Genomic DNA, 18,992 nt, shown 5'->3' on the forward strand with positions numbered 1-18,992 from the left:
GATTTTGGCGCATCGAAGGTGCGTCGTAGGGAAGGTAAGCAAGATGGTACAGGTGAGAGCACACCAGCCGATCAACACCGACGGCAGTATCAATCTCGAGGCATGGCTGGATCATGCCGTCAGTGTCGACCCGGCACTGGACCGTGAAGCCTTGAAAGCAGCCTGCGAGTTCGCTCGTGAGTCTGAACAGCAAGACAATGCGGCCAAGAACCTGTGGGCCGAAGGCACTTCAAGTTTTCGCACTGGCCTGGAAATCGCCGAGATCCTCGCCGATCTCAAGTTGGACCAGGATTCCCTGATCGCCGCCGTGCTCTATCGCGGCGTACGCGAAGGGCACATTGCGTTGCCGCTGGTCAGCCAGCGTTTCGGCGCGGTGGTGGCCAAGCTGATCGACGGCGTGCTGCGCATGGCGGCCATCAGTGCCAGCCTCAGCCCGCGGCAGTCGATGGTGTTGGGCACCCAGGGCCAGGTAGAGAACCTGCGCAAAATGCTGGTAGCGATGGTCGACGATGTGCGCGTCGCCCTGATCAAGCTGGCCGAGCGTACCTGCGCGATCCGTGCGGTGAAGACCGCCGATGATGAAAAGCGCAACCGTGTGGCCCGCGAAGTCTTCGACATCTACGCGCCACTGGCCCATCGCCTGGGCATCGGCCATATCAAGTGGGAGCTGGAGGATTTGTCCTTCCGCTACCTGGAACCTGACCAGTACAAACAGATCGCCACGCTGCTGCATGAGCGGCGCCTGGACCGCGAGCGCTTTATCAGCGACGTGATGGGCCAGTTGCGTTCGGAGCTGCAGGCCACCGGCGTGGACGCGGACATCAGCGGCCGCGCCAAGCACATCTATTCCATCTGGCGCAAAATGCAGCGCAAGGGCCTGGCCTTCAGCCAGATCTACGACGTGCGTGCGGTGCGCGTGCTGGTGCCGGAAATGCGCGACTGCTACACCGCGCTGGGTATCGTCCACACCCTGTGGCGGCACATTCCCAAGGAATTTGACGACTATATCGCCAACCCCAAGGAAAACGGCTACCGCTCGCTGCACACCGCCGTGATCGGCCCTGAAGGCAAGGTGCTGGAAGTGCAGATCCGCACCCACGCCATGCACGAAGAGGCCGAGCTGGGGGTGTGTGCGCACTGGCGCTACAAGGGCACCGACGTCAAGGCCGGGTCCAACCAGTACGAAGAGAAAATTTCCTGGCTGCGCCAAGTGCTGGAATGGCACGAGGAGCTCGGCGACATCGGCGGCCTGGCCGAACAACTGCGGGTGGATATCGAGCCGGACCGGGTCTATATCTTCACGCCTGACGGCCACGCCATCGACTTGCCCAAGGGCGCCACGCCGCTGGACTTCGCCTACCGCGTGCACACCGAAATCGGGCATAACTGCCGCGGCGCCAAGATCAACGGGCGCATCGTGCCGCTCAACTACAGCCTGCAAACCGGTGAACAGGTCGAGATCATCACCAGCAAGCACGGCACGCCGAGCCGCGACTGGCTGAACCCGAACCTGGGCTACATCACCACCTCGCGGGCGCGGGCGAAGATCGTCCACTGGTTCAAGCTGCAGGCACGTGACCAGAACGTCGCCGCTGGCAAGACCTTGCTTGAACGCGAACTGGCGCGCCTGGGCCTGCCTCAGGTGGACTTCGACAAGCTGGCCGAAAAGGCCAACATGAAGATCGCCGAAGACATGTTCGCCGCCCTCGGCGCGGGCGACCTGCGCCTGGCGCAACTGGTCAACCTGGCCCAGCAACTGGTCGAGCCGGAGCGCGGCAACGAACAGCTGGAGCTGATCCCGCGCAAAGCCACTGGCTACAAGCCGGGCAAGCGTGGCGATATCCAGATCCAGGGCGTGGGCAACCTGATGACGCAAATGGCCGGCTGCTGCCAGCCGTTGCCGGGCGACGCCATTGTCGGCTACATCACCCAGGGCCGTGGCGTGAGCATTCACCGCCAGGATTGCGCCTCGGTGCTGCAACTGGGCGGGCGCGAACCGGAGCGGATCATCCAGGTCAGCTGGGGTCCGGTGCCGGTGCTCACTTACCCTGTCGACATCATCATCCGTGCCTACGACCGTTCCGGCTTGCTGCGTGACGTCTCGCAAGTGCTGCTCAACGAGCGGATCAACGTGCTGGCGGTCAACACCCGTTCGAACAAGGAAGACAACACTGCATTGATGTCCCTGACCATCGAGATTCCGGGGCTGGACGCACTGGGACGGTTGCTGGGGCGGATTTCCCAGTTGCCGAACATCATCGAAACCCGGCGCAACCGCACCCCATGATTAGCAGGATGACAGCCGACTGACATGTGGAGTTGTTTTCTGTGGGAACTGGCTTGCCTGCGATAGCATCACCTCGGTTTAACTGAAGCACCGAGTCGCAAGCATCGCAGGCAAGCCAGCTCCCACATTGGATTTTCAGCGGAAAGAGATACGATGTATTCACTCGAAGACCTGCTGCACCTGATGAGCCGCCTGCGCGACCCGCAGTACGGCTGCCCGTGGGACATCAAGCAAACCTACGCGACCATCGTCCCGCACACGCTGGAGGAGGCCTATGAAGTGGCCGACGCCATCGAGCGCGGCGACTTTGACCATCTGCAAGGCGAACTGGGCGATCTGCTGTTCCAGGTGGTGTATTACAGCCAACTGGCCCGGGAAGAAGGGCGCTTCGAATTTGCCGGCGTGATCGACAGCATCACTCGTAAGTTGATTCGCCGGCATCCTCACGTGTTCCCAACCGGCGACCTGTACGCACCGCTGGATATCCCGCAGTTGAGCGAAGAACAGGTCAAGGAGCGCTGGGAGCAGATCAAAGCTGAGGAGCGCGCAGAAAAGTCCGACGTTCCCGAGCAACTCTCCCTACTCGATGATGTGCCCACCGCCTTACCCTCGTTGTCCCGTGCGGCCAAATTGCAAAAGCGCGCCAGCCAGGTTGGTTTCGACTGGCCTTCCGCGTTGCCGGTGGTGGACAACGTGCGCGAAGAGTTGGACGAAGTGCTCGAAGCCATGGCCGATAACGATGCGGCGGCCATCGCCGATGAAGTCGGCGACCTGCTGTTTGCCGCGGTCAACCTGGCCCGTCACCTCAAGGTCGACCCGGAAACTGCCTTGCGCGGTGCCAATGCCAAGTTCGAACGACGTTTCCGATTTATCGAACAGGCATTGCGCGATACACACCAACCCATAGAAGATTGCACCCTCGAAGAGTTGGACGCCCTCTGGGGTGAAGCCAAACGTCAGGAAAAGAATGTGTCCAGCTGCGGTTGAGCAGTTGCCTAAGTGAGTAAGCACCATGAGCCTTTCCCTTCGCGACCAGTTGCTCAAAGCAGGTCTGGTCAACCAAAAGCAGGCCAAGCAGGTCGGCAAAGAGAAACAGAAACAGCAGCGCCTGGTCCACAAGGGCCAGGCCGAATTCGATGATACCCAGGCGCGCCTGGCTGCTGAGGCACACGCCGAGAAGGTCAAGCGTGACCAGGAGCTGAACCGTCAGCAGCAGGAAAAAGCCGAAGCCAAGGCGCGTACCGCCCAGGTCAAGCAACTGATCGAGACCTCGCGCCTGCCCAAGCTGACCACCGAGGACTACTACAACTTCGTGGATGACAAGAAGGTCAAGCGCCTGTCGGTCAACACGCTGATGCGCAACAAGCTGAGCAACGGCTCCCTGGCTATCGTGCACCACGGCGGCGGCTACGAGGTGATCCCGCGGGAAGCGGCGCTTAAAATCCAGGAGCGCGCTCCGGAGCGTATCGTGCAGCTCAACATCCTCACCGAAAGCCAGGTGCCGGACGAGGATGATCCGTACGCCGCTTACCAGATCCCTGATGATCTGATGTGGTAAGCCGCTGGAAATGACAAACCCCGCCAAAAGGCGGGGTTTGTGTTTTAAGCGTGCAGCACCAACCGGTTACCAATCCACTGCGTAACTCAGGCTGAAGGTACGACCCTCGGCATTCGGGTACGGTGCGCGGGCGTTGGCCTGGGCGAACATGTTCTGGTAGTTGCGGTTGGTGAGGTTGTACACCGCACCTTCGAGGCGGCCTACCGGTAGCCTTACCGAGCCCAGCAGGTCGACCAGGGTGTAGCCCTGGATATCGCGACCGTTGTTGTCCTTTGCCGCAGCGTCATAATTGGCCAGGCGCATCCCCTGCAAGCGCAGGCTGTAGTCGTCACGCTCGTAGCCGACAAACGCTGTGGTCTTGGCGGGGGAGATGCGGGTGGCAGGCAGGTCGATCCACTTGCCGTTCTGCTGGGTCTCGCCTTTGGCGTAAGCGTAAGTACCACCGACGGACCATTGGTCGGTGATGTTATAGGTCAGGCCGGTTTCGACGCCACGCACGCGTTCTTTCTGATTGATCAGGCGCAGCACACGATCATTGGCATCATAGAACTGCGTGACATCCGAGGTGTTTTCGTACGCGGTGACACTGGCCTGCCACTTGTCCCAGTCGCCACGCCAGCCCAGCTCGTAACTGTCGACCTTCAAGGCCTGGGCATTGAGGTCCTGGATATCGTATTTGCTGTTCACGTCACGCAGGAAGCGCTGGATATCCGGCAGGGAAAAGCCCTGGCTGAAGTTGACGAACACATCCTGGTTGTCGGTCAGGTGGTACACCGCACCGAGGTTATAGAGCGTGTCATCGTATTTGAGCGTGCCGCCGGGCAGTGTCGCGCGGTTGCCGGTCTGGACGATTTCGCCGTATGCGATGCTGTCGGAGACCTTGCTTTCAATCCATTCGCGACGTACGCCACCGCGCAAGGTCCAGTTGTCGATGTCGTAGGAGAGCTGGCCAAAGATGGCTTTGGTGGTGGTCTCGATATCTGGACCCAGTTCGAACGTGGTACCGGTTTTCGTGTAGGTCAGGCCATTGACCCGGTATTGGTCGCCACGCTGGCGTGAGGTTTCATGGTCGTAGTCCGCGCCCCATACCAGGTTGCCCGTTGCCGGGCCGATGTCCGGCATCTGGGTATCGACCGCTGCACGCAGGCCGTAGACGTCCTGCACGCTGTTGTTATCTGACACGCCTGCCCGGCCTCGGGACAGGTCTGGAAAGAACAGGGCGTCGGCCCGCCGCCAGTAGCTTTCGATCTGCAGGCCCTGGCCGTAGAAATCCTTGTCGGCGTAGTTGAGGTTGACCGCCTGGTTGTGGGTGTAGGGTTGGTCGCCCAGGTCCAGGCCTTTTACGGCGACTGCGTTGCTGGTGATGCGGGGGTTCTTGGTGTAGCGGGTGTCTTGTTCGTCCTTGTAGTCTTGCAGCGACAGGCTGATCTTCTTGTCGTCATCAAGCTCATAGCCGAAGCGACCTTGCAGGTCGTAGGTATCGGTGTCCATGTTGCTGCCCTGGGACGTGTCCTGGGGAATGCGCTTGCCATTACCGTCGAACTGATCGTTGCGCTGCACGGTGTTGCCCGAGAGGTACCAGTCCACCGGGCCTTTGCGCCCGGTGGCGCTTTGGAACGCCTGGTAAGCGAACCCCTTGTGGCTGAGGTTGTTGCCGGCGGTCATGCCGATCTTGCTGCTGAACGCCAGGTCTTCACCTTGGTTGCGTTTGGTGATGATGTTGATGATGCCGCCCGATGCGCCTGCGCCGTAGACGCTGCTGGCGCCGGAGATCACTTCGATACGCTCGATGCTTTCCGGTGCCACGCTGTTGAGCTGGCGGAAGTTATCGCGCGTGGCGTTTTGCGAAACCCCGTCGATCAGGATCAGGGTATTGCGCCCGCGAAGCGTCTGGCCGAAGTTGCTCATGCCGCCGCTGGAAGGGGCAATGCCAGGCACCAGTTGGCCGAGGATATCTGCAACCCGACGTCCTGCCCCGGTCTGCTGGCGGATTTGCGCTTCATTGATCACCTGCACTGAGCCTGGAATCTGCGCAATGCTGGTTTCGCTGCGCGTAGCCGATACCACTGTCGCCTGCAGTTGCAGACTGGTCGGGGCTGCCTGTGTCTGCTCTGTCTGATCGGCCCAGGCAGGGGCACTTATTGACCCAAGAAGTGGCAGCAGTACTGCCCATTGCGATGTGTTCATGATCATGTCTCAGAGTTATTAGAAGTATTGACAGAAAAATCGGATGTCTCAGGCGCTCGCGCAAACGAACGGATGGCGCGGATACTCACGGCGGCCAAGGCATAGGTCAGTGCGACCAGCCAGAAGCTGTGTGCCAGGCCTACCCACCCCATGCCGATACCGCCCAACAATGCGCCGCACAGCGCACCGGCTTTGGCGGCGCTGTTGCCCATGCCAAGGGCAAAACCTTGCTGGCTGTGCGCTACGGTAGTGGCGATCAGTGTGTAGGCCACGGGCAACAAAGCACCCTGCCACACGCCCCACAGCAACCGGCTAACGATAAACCCCGACCATTCACTGGCCAGCGCCGTGCAGGCTAGCGTTAAGGCGCAGGCCCACGTGACCCACTCGATGATGCGCAGCGTATGGGCTGGCTGATGTCGATCGAACAGGCGGCCCCACAACGGCGCGGACAGTGCCAGGGTCAAGGCACTGGCGCCATAGCTGGCGCCGATCAGCCACGCGGGCGCGTGCAAAACCTGGGCGACATATAAGGCGTAAAACGGTTGCGGCATCATCCTGGCTGCCTGGATCAATACGATGATCCCCAGCATCGCGCCAATCCAGCCTCTGGGGAGTGCGGCAGGCTTGGACGTGCGGGCAGGTCTCGATCGTGGTGAGTCGCTGGGTAAAAACGCGCTGATTATCGCGCACAGCAGGCAGACGACGGTGGCGCTGTAGCACAGCAATGCGAAACCGGATATGTCCATGAGCCAGCCGCCCAATACCGGTCCGGCCAGGGAGCCTACAGCGGTGGCTGATTGCAGTCGTGCAAGAATGTGCCCGCGCCCACCCTCGCCGCAGCAGGCCAGTGCGTAGGCTTGGGCCGCTGCAATGAAGCCGGCCAACGCACCTTGCACCACGCGGATGACCACCAGCCACCACGGATCAGGCGTTATCGCAGCCAGCGCCTGGCACACCGCCAGTGCCAGCAATGCGCGGATGATCATGGGCTTATGGCCGGTACGGTCGCCCAGCTTCCCCCACATGGGTGTGAGAATCATCGCTGCCATCATCGGCCCGGCATACACCAGCGAAGACAGCAGGCCGGTGTACTGGGCATTTGCAGTGCCCAGCAACTTCTGGATTTGCAGCGGCCAGAACGGGCCGCTCATTTCCATCGCCCCCATCGACACCAACTGAATCACCACCAGCAGCCGCAGCGCTGTGTTGTTAGTCGGCATTGGCGGCCGCGCTCAACGGGTTAGGCAACCGCCCGACGATATCGGCATGACTCTCCAGCAGGCGCATGCGCATGAACGACTTGGCCGGCCATGCTTGCTCCAGCAGTGCTTCGCGCTCGGTGGCCCAGCGCTGCGGATCAACCTGCGAGCGCAGGTCGTCAAAACACTGGCTGACCTGAGCCGACAGTTCATTCCAGAGCAGCGCCTGGGGGATGTCGAAGTGGCGCGCGGCAAGCAGGATGAGCTCGCCAAGATGGCACATGAATACGGTGTGCAGCAGCTTGTCCCGTACGAAACCTGCGTCGTCGTACAGCGTCATCTTCGGGTCGTGCAGTTCAATGTCCAGGCCGTGGGCGTGCAAAGTTTTGCGATCGATTCGGATATCGCCGAAGTCGCGCAACAGAAGACGGCTCAATTGTCCGTCTGCGGCCATCACCATGAAGGAGTTCTGTTGATGGGCCTCAAAAGCGATGCCGTAGCGCAAATATATGCCCAGCAGTGCCGGCACACTGATCGCCGCGTAATCATGGAAGAAGGCGAGCATGGCCGCCGCGTCATCCTTGCCTTGGCTCAGGCGCACCCATTGGCGCAGCAGCGGCTGGCCGTGTTGATCAATGGCAAACAGGCTGCCCACCGGCACGGCCATTTCGTCCGGCTGGAGCTGGCTCTGGGGATTGTCGCGATAGAGCACCGCCAAGTGGCGGGAGTGCTCGTCATTGGCCGGTTGTGGCTGGAAATGCACACCGATCCGCTCGGGAATGATGTTCAGGCATTTTTGAATCGCAGGCTCGCGTTCCAGGATGCTCAGCAGCAGATGGCTGATCCGTGGGCCCATGCGCGCTGAACGCGGCGATACGGTGCGCTGTACGCTGGTCAGGCGCAGTGACACGGGCAGTTTGACCATCGGTGCATCGCGACGGCCTTCAGGCAACACGGTTCTGAATGACATGGTGGGGTGGGCAGTAAACGCGACGATATCGGTCAGCACCAGCAGTTTGTCGCCGATTTCGTTGGCGAACAGTTGAGGCAACTCCTGGCGTGCCTGCCAAGGGTGGGCAGGCAACGGCAGATAATCGTCTGCCTGAAGGCCCTGCGCTTGCAGGGCTGCGGTCAATTGCTGTGCTGCCTGCGGGAAGTGCTCGCTCCACCACTGCCAGTAATCGGCGGTACCGGCCAACTTTTCGACATGGGCAAACTGGCGATGCAGCGCGCACAGCAGCACCGGGAAGCGTGCTTCGAACTCCGGCGAATAGTTGATGACTTGTGCGGTATTCAGGCCCAGCTTGGTCTTGTAGTTGGGGTGCCATGGGTGACCCAATGTTCCCCACTGTTCAAGCACGGAAGTCGGGTTGATAACGCTCGGGCTGTTCTTGAGATGACTCAGCAGGTTGTCTTGATGCACCGGGTCCATTGACGCATGCAGCTTGAGCGTCCATTGCTCATGGAAGGCGAGGCACAAGGTGTCGTTGATGAAGCTGTCGTCGATCTCTACGTTGAGGCGGTTGAGCACTTCCCGGTCGGCAGGCGACTCGAGGCTGGCGTTAAGCAACGTCAACAACTGTGAGGGGAACTGGATTTTCTGTTCGGGCTGGCCTTCGCGCAACAGGATGACTTCGCCACGCAGGTCCCAGCTTGCCATGCGGCCAGGGTGCAAATGTTCGAAACGCAATCGGGCCTGGCAAGCCAGTGTCAGCGAGCAATGCCCATGTTCGTCATAAAGGAGAGTGCTGGGGTCCAGCAGGCTTTCACGAAACAATGCTTGGATCAGGCGTTGGAAGCTACGTTCGGCGGCAGGTGCCAGCGTATTGATCAGGGCTTCGAGGGTGACGTGGCTGGTCTGAAATTGCGCAGTGGCAAGTGCTTCGCTCCAGCGTTCCAGTAACGCGTTTTCTGGCTTGCTGCTATTTCCATGCATCTAATTGATTCCCTGATTCGTGAGCCTGAATGAAAAGCGAACGAATGATATCGAGAATCATTATTTGTGTGTGTTTTTGTTACATTAATTTATGGCGATTATTGACAAAAAAACCGCGCCCCAAAGGCGCGGTTTCTCGTAAACGGCCCGGCTGCGTGGGCCGGGCGTCCACATGATTTCAGAGCTTCAGGAGCTTTTTGCCTGGCGTTGCAGTTCGAGAGTTTCGAGCTCGTTTTTATAGTTGTGGGCGTCGCTCTCGTTGTGAAACATGCCGACCAATACGTCTTGCTGATGGACATCCCAGATGTGAATCCCGTGGCCTACTGCTTCATGGGACATATGTTCATCGTCGCGTTCAGTTACTTTTACAGTCATCTGCTTGCTCCAATCTCTGGTTGATCTGCGGCAAGTCGTCGCAGGTCTCTGTTATATGATTTGTTAGCTTGCTAAGTAAACTGATTTTGCGCGCAATAATTCATTGCGGGGAACGCAACAATGCTGCAAGCCTTGTAAACCAAGGCATTGCGTCGCCATCGCAGCGGCTTTATGACAAAAGTTTCATGTTCAGGTTGGCTAGGTTGACCTCGGCACCGCTATCGCAGGCAAAAAAAGCCCCGCATTCAGCGAGGCTCTTTTCGGTGCATCAGCAATCAGCTGCCTTTGACGGCCTTACCGTCAACGGTGCCATCCTGCAGCATGATGTTGTATTCCTTGCCGTCAGTCTCGACCTGACGCAGGGCAACCAGAATGCCGCCCTGGTCCTTGGCAAACCACATCTGTGTGATGCGCTTGCTCTGCGACGGGTCGCGCACGCGCTCGACCTTGATCGCGTCGATCGAACCGACCTTGGTCTGGACCTTTTCCGAGCCGATCACGCGGAAGTCGTAGGTATCGGTATCTGTACCTTCAACCACGCGGTAGCTCATGCTCTTCTTGCCGGCGGCAACATCGCGTTGCAGGGCAAGCTGGTACGTGGACTTGTCGAGCATGCCGCTTTCGAGCGTGACATTGACCGGGTCTTTGTTTTCAAAGCCGGTGACTTTCTTGGCGCTCTGGTCGAAGTCCAGGTTGATCTTCTTCGCCTTGCCCAGGCCGCCGCGTTCGAAGCTGTAGCTCTTGGGTTGCAGGGTGTCCTTGTCGAACAGGATCACACTGGTTTCGGTCAGGCTGGCAATCATCATCGAGGCCTTGAAATTCAAGGTCCAGGTGCCGTCGCCATTCTTGCTCAGGCTGCGTTCAGCCGAACCGCTCATGGGCAGTTGTTTCCAGTCGGCGGTGTAGCTGACGGAGAAGGGGTGAAGGTCTGCCGCTTGTACGGCAGGCAAAGCGAACAGCGCAAAAGCGAAAAGCAGGGCGCGACGCATAAAATCTCCTAGGTTCGAATCAAGTGGCCGCTGGCCGCGAGTAACTGGCCGTCCAATAATGCACCCTGGTCGCCAAGAATCAACCGTCCTTCGGCAAACCAGCGAACAGCCAGCGGGTAAATCCTGTGTTCCTGGGTATGAACCCGTTGCGCAAGCGTCTGCGCCGAGTCGCCTGACTCTACCGGAACCACTGCCTGTACGACCAGAGGCCCGCCATCGAGTTCCTCGGTCACAAAGTGCACGCTGCAGCCATGCTCACTGTCGCCGGCGTCGAGGGCGCGCTGGTGGGTGTGCATGCCTTTGTACTTGGGCAGCAGGGAAGGGTGGATATTGAGCAGGCGCCCTTCGTAGTGCCGGACGAAATCTGCGCTGAGGATGCGCATGAAACCCGCAAGGACCACGAGTTTGGGGTTGAAGGCGTCGATCAGTTCGATCAAGGCGCTGTCGAAGGCCTCGCGACCGTCGAACGCCTTATGATCCAGGGAGCGAGTATCGATACCCGCGTCACGGGCGCGTTGCAGACCGTAGGCGTCGCTGCGGTTGGAAATCACCGCAGCGATGCGCACCGGGCTGTCGCCGGTGCGCGTGCTGTCGATCAGGGCCTGCAAGTTACTGCCGGTGCCGGAAAGCAGCACCACGACATCACAGGTCTGGGGCATCAGTGAGCCTTGAGGTTCTTCAGTTCAACCTGGGCTGCGCCTTCGGCAGCAGTGGCGATCTGGCCAATGACCCAAGGTTGCTCGCCGGCTTCACGCAGCACGTTCAGTGCGGTTTCAACGTGTTCCTGCGCAACGCATATCACCATGCCTACGCCGCAGTTCAGCACGCGGTGCATTTCGGTTTCGTTGACGTTGCCTTTTTCCTGCAGCCAATCGAAGACAGCCGGGCGCTGCCAGCTGGCCACGTCGACAATCGCCTGGGCGCCTTTTGGCAGGACGCGCGGGATGTTGTCCAGCAGGCCGCCACCGGTAATGTGGGCCATGGCCTTGACGGCGCCGGTGTCCTTGATCAGCTTGAGCAGTGGCTTGACGTAGATGCGGGTCGGCGCCATCAGCAGGTCGGTCAGTGGCTTGCCGTCGAGCTGGATGTTCTCGATGTCGGCGCCGGACACTTCGATGATCTTGCGGATCAGCGAGTAGCCGTTGGAGTGCGGGCCGGACGATGGCAGGGCGAGCAGGGCGTCACCAGCAGCTACTTTGGAGCCGTCGATGATCTCGGCTTTTTCCACCACACCGACACAGAAGCCGGCCAGGTCGTAGTCTTCGCCTTCGTACATGCCTGGCATTTCAGCGGTTTCACCGCCGACCAGGGAGCAACCCGACAACTCGCAGCCGGCGCCGATGCCGGTCACGACCTGGGTCGCGGTCTCGACATTGAGCTTGCCGGTGGCGTAGTAGTCGAGAAAGAACAGCGGCTCGGCGCCGCACACCACCAGGTCGTTGACGCACATGGCGACCAGATCGATGCCGATGCTGTCGTGCTTGTTCAGGTTCAGGGCCAGGCGCAGCTTGGTGCCCACGCCGTCGGTGCCGGACACCAGTACAGGCTGCTTGTAGCCGGCCGGGATTTCGCAGAGGGCGCCAAAACCGCCCAGGCCACCCATGACTTCAGGGCGCGCAGTGCGCTTGGCGACGCTCTTGATGCGTTCGACCAATGCTTCACCGGCGTCGATGTCTACACCGGCGTCCTTGTAGCTCAGGGAGGGTTGCTTGCTCATGATCCAGGCCTTTAGGGGGGATTTCTGGGTAACGACCGGGCGGGCGGGGGCTTTTGGAAAGGGCCCTGCCGTTGACGGTCTGCGAAGGCGCGCGATTTTATCAGGCTTGAGGGGCAGCGGCCATCCTCGGGCCGACGGGCAGGGCATATGAGCTCAAAAAAATGCAAATCGGGCCGGTAATCGTGCGTATTAAGGTATAGCCTTGAGCTCGCTAGCGTTATGACAGTATGAAAACTTACCGGGACCCTGTGAATGTTTTACCGGTCGCTGTGTCACAGCCTTGCCAAACCGAGATCACGCGGTCTGTTCCAACCGCTAAATTTGTCGTTCGGGAATCTTCCATGCGTCTGTGTAAATTCTTCTTTGTGGGCTGTTTGTCGTTGGTCAGCCTGGCGAGTCATGCCGAAACCCTCAATGGCCTCTATCAAGTACTTGAACCGGTCAGCAGCCAGTCGCCCCAAGAGCGCGACCAGGCCACCCAGCGTGCCGTGCAGACCCTGGTGATCCGCCTGACCGGCGACGCCAAGGCCGCCGATGGCCCGGGCCTGGCAGCGATCCGCAAAGACCCGCAACAAATCATCAGCCAGTACGGCTACGACGCCGGCCCGCCGGAAAGCCTGCAAGTAGACTTCGACCCGGTCAGCACCGACCGCGCCTTGCGTGATGCCGGCCTGTCGATCTGGGGCAGCAACCGGCCGTCGATCCTGGGTTGGTGGCTGAACGATTCAACTGAAGGCAGCAGCCTGGTCGGCGATGGCCAGGCCGTTGCCCAGGCCCTGCGCCGAGCCGCGCAACACAGGGGGCTGCCGCTGCGCTTGCCGTTGGGAGACCTGGATGAACAGGTAGTCGCCACCGCGCCGAATCTTGAAAGCCCCGACGCCACGCCTTTGCGCGCAGCCTCCGAGCGTTACGGTGCCGATGCTTTGCTGGCGGTGCATGCGCGCCAGGAAGGCAGTCAATGGCAGGCCAAATGGCGCCTGTGGCTGGGCGACAAGGCTGAGGAGGGCACCGCCCAAGGCGCTGACACTGCCGCGCTCGCCGATGCGGTATTGCTGGCGGTCAGCCAAAAGCTGGCGCCACGCTTTGCGGTCAAGCCGGGCGTGAGCACTGAGCAACTGCTTGAGGTACAAGGCATGAACCTTGAGCGCTACGCCGCCCTGGGTCGTTTGCTGGAGCCCTTTGGCGGCCAGCCGCAGTGGGTGGATGGCAACCGGATTGTGTATCGCGTCAATGGCAGCGCCGAACAACTGCGCACCCAATTGAGCCTGGCCAAGCTGCAGGAAATTCCTGCTGGCGAAGCCCCGGCCCAGCCAGCCGTGATCGATGGCACGCAACCGGCTGTTGCACCTGAGCCCCAGGCGCAATTGCGTTTTCGTTGGTAAATAGTGTTCCTCCTTCTATATAGAAGAAGGGCGTAAAAAACAGATGGAGTGGTTTATGGCGGATACGCGTCGTTGGGTGTGGCTTGGCGGGATTGTCCTGCTGTGCGTTTTTGTGTTCTTGCTGCATTCGATCCTGACGCCGTTCCTGGTGGCGCTGCTGCTCGCCTACCTGTTCGATCCGGTGGTGGATCGCCTGGAAAAAGTCGGCATGTCGCGCACCTGGGGCGTGATCACGGTGTTTGCGCTGTTCACGTTGATCATCACGGCGCTGGTGTTGATATTGGTGCCGATGTTGGCCAAGCAGCTGTTTCGCCTCTATGAGCTGGCGCCGCAGATGCTCGACTGGTTGCAGCACACGGCGATGCCGTGGGCCCAGTCCAAGTTCGGGCTGGCGGATGGCTTCTGGAAGTTCGACAAGGTCAAGGCAGCCATCAGCGAGCACATGGACAAGACCACCGATATCGTTACGGTGGTGCTCAGCCAGGCGACTGCATCGAGCCTGGCGCTGATCGGCTGGTTGACCAACCTGGTGCTGATCCCGGTGGTGGCGTTCTACCTGCTGCGAGACTGGGACATCATGATGGCCAAGATCCGCAGCCTGCTCCCCCGCGACCGGGAAGAGCGTGTTGTTTCCCTGGCAGCGGAGTGTCATGAGGTATTGGGTGCGTTCGTGCGTGGCCAGTTGCTGGTGATGCTGGCCCTGGGGGTGATTTACGCTGCCGGCCTGATGGCGATCGGCTTGGAGCTGGGGCTGTTGATCGGCTTGATCGCGGGCCTGGCGGCCATCGTGCCCTACATGGGCTTTGTGATCGGTATCGGCGCGGCGCTGGTGGCCGGGCTGTTCCAGTTCGGCGGCGACCTGTACCCGATGCTGGGGATTGTCGCAGTGTTCATGGTGGGCCAGGCCTTGGAAGGCATGGTGCTGACGCCGCTGCTGGTGGGCGATCGGATCGGCCTGCACCCTGTGGCAGTGATCTTTGCGATTTTGGCGGGTGGCGAGCTGTTCGGCTTCACCGGCATCCTGTTGGCGCTGCCGGTGGCGGCGGTGATCATGGTGCTGGTGCGCCATGTGCACGACCTGTACAAGGATTCGGACGTGTATACCGGGGTGGATGAGCCCGAGTTGTAATCGCGGTGTCACAAACCCGGCCCTGGCCGGGTTTGTTGTTTCTGGCCCCGGGGTGCGTCAAACAAACTGCGTAAAACCTCCGGGTTAACGCAAACCTTTGATTTTGCTTGTGGTCTGCTGCATTGTGCGCCCGGCGTCACGGGTATAAACTTTGCAAACTTTACATAGAGGCCACTAACGGTTCGATGGGAGCCGTTCAGTCAGCATGAAACCGATTCAGCTGCCCCTAGGTGTGCGTCTGCGTGATGACGCTACCTTTATCAACTACTACCCAGGCGCCAATGCCGCTGCACTCGGCTATGTGGAGCGGCTTTGCGAAGCCGACGCCGGGTGGACTGAAAGCCTGATCTATCTGTGGGGCAAGCATGGCGTAGGGCGTACCCACCTGCTGCAGGCCGCATGCCTGCGTTTCGAGCAGACGGGCGAGCCGGCGGTCTACCTGCCCTTGGCCGAGTTGATGGACCGCGGGATCGGCATCTTCGATAACCTTGAGCAATATGAACTGGTGTGTCTCGACGACCTGCAGGCAGTGGCCGGCAAGCCGGAGTGGGAAGAGGCGCTGTTTCATCTGTTCAACCGCTTGCGCGATAGCGGCCGGCGCTTGCTGATCGCTGCGTCCACCTCGCCGCGTGAACTGCCGGTGAAGCTGGCTGACCTCAAGTCGCGCCTGACCCTGGCGTTGATCTTCCAGATGCGCCCGTTATCCGATGAGGACAAGCTGCGTGCGTTGCAACTGCGCGCTTCCCGTCGTGGCCTGCACCTGACCGACGAAGTCGGGCACTTTATCCTCACCCGTGGCACTCGCAGCATGAGCGCGCTGTTCGATTTGCTTGAGCAACTCGACCAGGCTTCCTTGCAGGCACAAAGAAAATTGACGATCCCTTTCCTGAAAGAAACTTTGGGCTGGTAAGGTCTTGATTTCCCGTGTGTCGGCATTTTCAAGGCGTCAGAAAGCCTGCGTTTGAGCCCGAGGGGCTACGCAACTGAACCGAAAAATGGAATCACGGCTTAGATGGCATAGTCGAAACGATAAGTCACATAGATCGCGATTGAATTTGCAAATCGATGTGATAGAGGGCATAGTCTCGGCTTCTTTACACATCAGCCACGGTCGTGCCCATGCTAAATCGCTTCGCACCCCTCGTGCCTCTCGCACTCGTTACCCTGTTGTTTGGTTGCGCCTCCCACCCTCAGCAGGTGGCAGAACAGCAAAAACCACAGGTTCAAAATCAGGCAAAGTTCGTTGCTGCACAGTCTGCTTCTGTTTATGAAGAAGAGGTGGCAACCGAAAAAGAACTCGCCGAGTTCTCTGACAGCAAGCCTTACCAACTGCCTCTTCTGGCCGATAGTATCCTTGAGCGCGGCATGTCCTTGATCGGTACCCGTTACCGTTTCGGCGGGACCTCTGAAGCCGGTTTTGATTGCAGTGGGTTCATTGGCTACCTGTTTCGTGAAGAAGCCGGCATGAATCTGCCGCGCTCTACACGCGAGATGATCAACGTGAATGCACCGTTGGTCGCGCGCAACAACCTCAAGCCCGGTGATCTGCTTTTCTTTAGTACCAGTGGCCGCGGTCGTGTCAGTCACGCCGGTATCTACCTGGGCGATAACCAATTTATCCACTCCAGCAGCCGCCGCAGTGGTGGTGTTCGGGTCGATAACCTGGGTGACAGCTACTGGAGCAAAACCTTCATCGAAGCCAAGCGTGCACTCGCCATGGCTCCGACTACGGTTACCGCTAGTAAGTAAAGTTAAAGTGATACTTGAAGTTTGACGTGTAAGCGCTAGAATCCCTGGACATTGTTGTCATCCGTTCGCGCGAGCTTTGCTTGCGCGTTCTGGTTTTCAACGTTCGGCAGCGAAAGCCGCATCCAGACCAGGATTGTTCTGCACATGTCGACCTCGGCCCGCCTGATGCTTATTGTTTGCGCCGCGCTGCTCAGCGCCTGCGCCAGCCGTACACCGCCGCCCGCGCCCGTCGCGGTCAAGCCTAAGCCGGTGTTCAACTATGCCACCCAGAATTTCTCGCCTGCTGCCGAAGACGTGCTCTTTCGTGCGCTGGGCCTGGTCGGCACACCTTACCGCTGGGGCGGCAACACACCGGACTCGGGGTTTGATTGCAGTGGCCTGATCGGCTTTGTATTCCGCGACGCTGCCGGCATCTCATTGCCGCGCACCACCCGTGAATTGATCGTGATGCGTGCCCAGGACGTGAGCGAACAAAACCTGCAAACCGGCGACCTGCTGTTCTTCGCCACCGGTGGTGGTTCGCGGGTCAGCCATGCGGGCATCTATGTGGGGGAGGGCCGCTTCGTACACGCGCCTCAAACCGGCGGTACGGTGAAGCTGGATACGCTATCCAAAGCGTATTGGCAGAATGCCTACCTGAGCGCCAAGCGCGTGTTGCCAGGAAATCTGGCGCGTAACCCCTGAATCAATAAAACTCCAAAATGTGGGAGCGGGCTTGCCCGCGAATGCAGTGTGTCAGTCAACGGCTTGGTTGGCTGGGCCACCGTAATCGCGGGCAAGCCCGCTCCCACATTGGTGTGTGGCGATTTACTTAACAGCCGACACTCGCCAAACCTTATTGCCCACATCATCGGCCACCAGCAAATCCCCCTGCTGATCTATCACCACGCCGACCGGCCGGCCCATGGCTTTCTCATCGCTATCAAGAAACCCCGTCAGCACATCCACCGGTTGCCCTTTCGGCTGGCCCCCTTCGAAGGGCACGAAAATCACCCTGTAGCCACTGTGCGGCTTGCGGTTCCAGGAACCGTGCTGGCCGATAAATGCGCCATTACTGAAGGGAGCGGGCAGTTTGCTGCCCTCGGCGAAGGTCAGCCCCAGCGACGCAGTATGAGGGCCTACCGCATAGTCGGGAGCGATGGCCTTGGCGACCATGTCCAGGTTCTGCGGGGTGACACGCACATCCACATGCTGGCCGTAATAACTGAAAGGCCAGCCGTAGAAGCCGCCATCCTTGACCGAGGTGATGTAATCCGGCACCAGGTCACTGCCGATCTCATCGCGTTCGTTGACCGCCGTCCACAGCTTGCCGCTCTGTGGCTCCCACGCCATGCCGTTGGGGTTGCGCAGGCCGGAGGCAAAAATGCGGTGTTGGCCGCTGGCGCGGTCGACTTCCCAAATGGCGGCGCGGCCCTGTTCGGCTTCCAGGCCGTTTTCGCCGACGTTGCTGTTGGAGCCGACGCTCACGTACAGCTTGCTGCCGTCCTGGCTGGCCACCACATTTTTGGTCCAGTGGTGGTTCAAGGGGCCACCGGGTAAATCCACCACCTTGGTGCCTGGGGAGGTGATTGCGGTTTCACCCGGCTGATAGGGGAAGCGCAGCAACTTATCCGAATCGGCCACATACAGGTCGTTGCCCACCAAGGTCATGCCAAACGGCGAATTGAGGTTCTCCAGGAACACCGTGCGAGTTTCTGCCACACCGTCATGGTCGGCATCGCGCAGCAAGGTAATACGGTTCGGGCTCGGCACCCCGGCGCCAGCGCGATCCATGACCTTTTCCATCACCCAGCCACGTACGCCTTTGGCATCGTCCGGCTTGGGCGGTGCATTGGTCTCGGCCACCAGCACGTCGCCGTTGGGCAGCACGTAGAGCCAGCGCGGATGATCCAGGCCTTCGGCGAACGCGGCCACTTGGGTACCGGCGGCGGCGATGGGCTTGGCGCCTTCGGGCCAGCCGATGGCCGGGGCGATATTGACGGTGGGGATCAGCGTCTTGTTCGGCTCCGGCAACTTGGGCGAGGGCCCGGTGCCATCGGCGACCTGCAGGGTCGAGCTTTCGCCGCACGCGGCGAGGCTGCCTGCAAGCATGATCAGTAGGGCGAGTCGGGTTTTAGGCATGGTTTTCTCCTTGATACCTGTAGGGGTAGAGAAGCACGAACGGCAGATGGTTCAAGTACAAGGCCAGCTTTAATTGACGCTCCACCCCCAACCCACTAACCTTCGCGGCTTGTTCCAGGTGCTCTGTGGCGCGCGCGTCGACAGAGTGAAACAGGGAAGCCGGTGAGTGAGCGCACTTGTACACAGTGCCGCCGCGATTCCGGCGCTGCCCCCGCAACGGTAAATGAGTCAAGACGGTGCTGTTTGCCACTGTATCGCGTGCGATATGGGAAGGCGCACCCTCGGCTGCTTGCTATCAAAAGCGCCACTCATGAGCCCGGAGACCGGCCTGGATCATCCAACAGCATCACGGTGGGCGAT

16 protein-coding genes and 1 riboswitch are annotated in these 18,992 nt (G+C 60.0%); of the genes, 8 read left to right on the plus strand and 8 right to left on the minus strand.

The window, feature by feature from the left end; all coding sequences use genetic code 11:
* Positions 1-43: 43 nt before the first annotated feature.
* The 3 genes from relA to BT204_RS16140 all read left to right on the plus strand — a co-directional run bounded on the left by relA (position 44) and on the right by BT204_RS16140 (position 3,845).
* A complete protein-coding gene (gene relA / locus BT204_RS16125; RefSeq protein WP_003193076.1) occupies positions 44-2,287 on the plus strand; it encodes a GTP diphosphokinase in 2,244 nt (747 codons plus the stop codon).
* A gap of 153 nt (positions 2,288-2,440) precedes the next feature.
* Positions 2,441-3,274, plus strand: coding sequence for a nucleoside triphosphate pyrophosphohydrolase (gene mazG, locus BT204_RS16135; protein WP_034128320.1), 834 nt, complete (start codon positions 2,441-2,443; stop codon positions 3,272-3,274).
* Between the two features lie 25 nt (positions 3,275-3,299).
* A complete protein-coding gene (locus BT204_RS16140) occupies positions 3,300-3,845 on the plus strand; it encodes a DUF2058 domain-containing protein (RefSeq protein WP_072447477.1) in 546 nt (181 codons plus the stop codon).
* 66 nt (positions 3,846-3,911) lie between these two features.
* Here BT204_RS16140 and BT204_RS16145 read toward each other — a convergent pair whose 3' ends face one another.
* The 7 genes from BT204_RS16145 to purM form a co-directional block, all read right to left on the minus strand.
* The gene (locus BT204_RS16145; RefSeq protein ID WP_054897824.1) at positions 3,912-6,032 is read right to left on the minus strand and encodes a TonB-dependent receptor; all 2,121 of its coding nucleotides are present in this window, start codon (positions 6,030-6,032) and stop codon (positions 3,912-3,914) included.
* A gap of 2 nt (positions 6,033-6,034) precedes the next feature.
* Positions 6,035-7,255: an MFS transporter gene (locus BT204_RS16150; protein WP_072447479.1), complete on the minus strand. Its 1,221-nt coding sequence runs from the start codon at positions 7,253-7,255 to the stop codon at positions 6,035-6,037.
* Positions 7,245-9,170, minus strand: coding sequence for an IucA/IucC family protein (locus BT204_RS16155; protein WP_072447481.1), 1,926 nt, complete (start codon positions 9,168-9,170; stop codon positions 7,245-7,247). Before BT204_RS16155 ends, BT204_RS16150 begins: the two co-directional genes overlap by 11 nt.
* A gap of 186 nt (positions 9,171-9,356) precedes the next feature.
* On the minus strand, positions 9,357-9,545 hold the full coding sequence (locus BT204_RS16160) for a hypothetical protein (protein WP_003193064.1): 189 nt from the start codon (positions 9,543-9,545) through the stop codon (positions 9,357-9,359).
* Positions 9,546-9,820: 275 nt separating this feature from the next.
* Positions 9,821-10,534 (minus strand): DUF3108 domain-containing protein, encoded by a 714-nt coding sequence (locus BT204_RS16165; RefSeq protein ID WP_014719399.1) that lies wholly within the window; start codon positions 10,532-10,534, stop codon positions 9,821-9,823.
* Between the two features lie 8 nt (positions 10,535-10,542).
* Positions 10,543-11,193: a phosphoribosylglycinamide formyltransferase gene (gene purN, locus BT204_RS16170; RefSeq protein ID WP_003193061.1), complete on the minus strand. Its 651-nt coding sequence runs from the start codon at positions 11,191-11,193 to the stop codon at positions 10,543-10,545.
* On the minus strand, positions 11,193-12,251 hold the full coding sequence (gene purM / locus BT204_RS16175) for a phosphoribosylformylglycinamidine cyclo-ligase (protein ID WP_014719398.1): 1,059 nt from the start codon (positions 12,249-12,251) through the stop codon (positions 11,193-11,195). The genes purN and purM overlap by 1 nt, the downstream gene beginning before the upstream one ends.
* 341 nt (positions 12,252-12,592) lie before the next feature.
* Here purM and BT204_RS16180 point away from each other — a divergent pair, with 341 nt between their 5' ends.
* The 5 genes from BT204_RS16180 to BT204_RS16200 all read left to right on the plus strand — a co-directional run bounded on the left by BT204_RS16180 (position 12,593) and on the right by BT204_RS16200 (position 17,195).
* Entirely contained in the window at positions 12,593-13,633 is a 1,041-nt protein-coding gene (locus tag BT204_RS16180) for a DUF2066 domain-containing protein (RefSeq protein WP_070415432.1), read from the plus strand.
* Positions 13,634-13,688: 55 nt separating this feature from the next.
* Positions 13,689-14,762 (plus strand): AI-2E family transporter, encoded by a 1,074-nt coding sequence (locus BT204_RS16185; RefSeq protein ID WP_003193054.1) that lies wholly within the window; start codon positions 13,689-13,691, stop codon positions 14,760-14,762.
* A gap of 205 nt (positions 14,763-14,967) precedes the next feature.
* Complete coding sequence (gene hda, locus BT204_RS16190; protein ID WP_014719395.1) at positions 14,968-15,672, plus strand: DnaA regulatory inactivator Hda; 705 nt, start codon at positions 14,968-14,970, stop codon at positions 15,670-15,672.
* A gap of 209 nt (positions 15,673-15,881) precedes the next feature.
* Complete coding sequence (locus BT204_RS16195; protein ID WP_003193051.1) at positions 15,882-16,511, plus strand: C40 family peptidase; 630 nt, start codon at positions 15,882-15,884, stop codon at positions 16,509-16,511.
* A gap of 144 nt (positions 16,512-16,655) precedes the next feature.
* Positions 16,656-17,195 (plus strand): C40 family peptidase, encoded by a 540-nt coding sequence (locus BT204_RS16200; protein WP_003193049.1) that lies wholly within the window; start codon positions 16,656-16,658, stop codon positions 17,193-17,195.
* Between the two features lie 123 nt (positions 17,196-17,318).
* Here the strand turns inward: BT204_RS16200 and BT204_RS16205 are convergent, their stop codons facing one another.
* Positions 17,319-18,632, minus strand: a complete 1,314-nt coding sequence (locus tag BT204_RS16205) for a PQQ-dependent sugar dehydrogenase (RefSeq protein ID WP_072447483.1) — start codon at positions 18,630-18,632, stop codon at positions 17,319-17,321.
* Positions 18,633-18,731: 99 nt separating this feature from the next.
* A riboswitch (cobalamin riboswitch) is annotated at positions 18,732-18,979 on the plus strand.
* The last annotated feature ends 13 nt before the right edge of the window (positions 18,980-18,992 follow it).

This window comes from Pseudomonas sp. NFPP02, from assembly GCF_900119355.1.
Taxonomy (GTDB): domain Bacteria; phylum Pseudomonadota; class Gammaproteobacteria; order Pseudomonadales; family Pseudomonadaceae; genus Aquipseudomonas; species Aquipseudomonas paracarnis.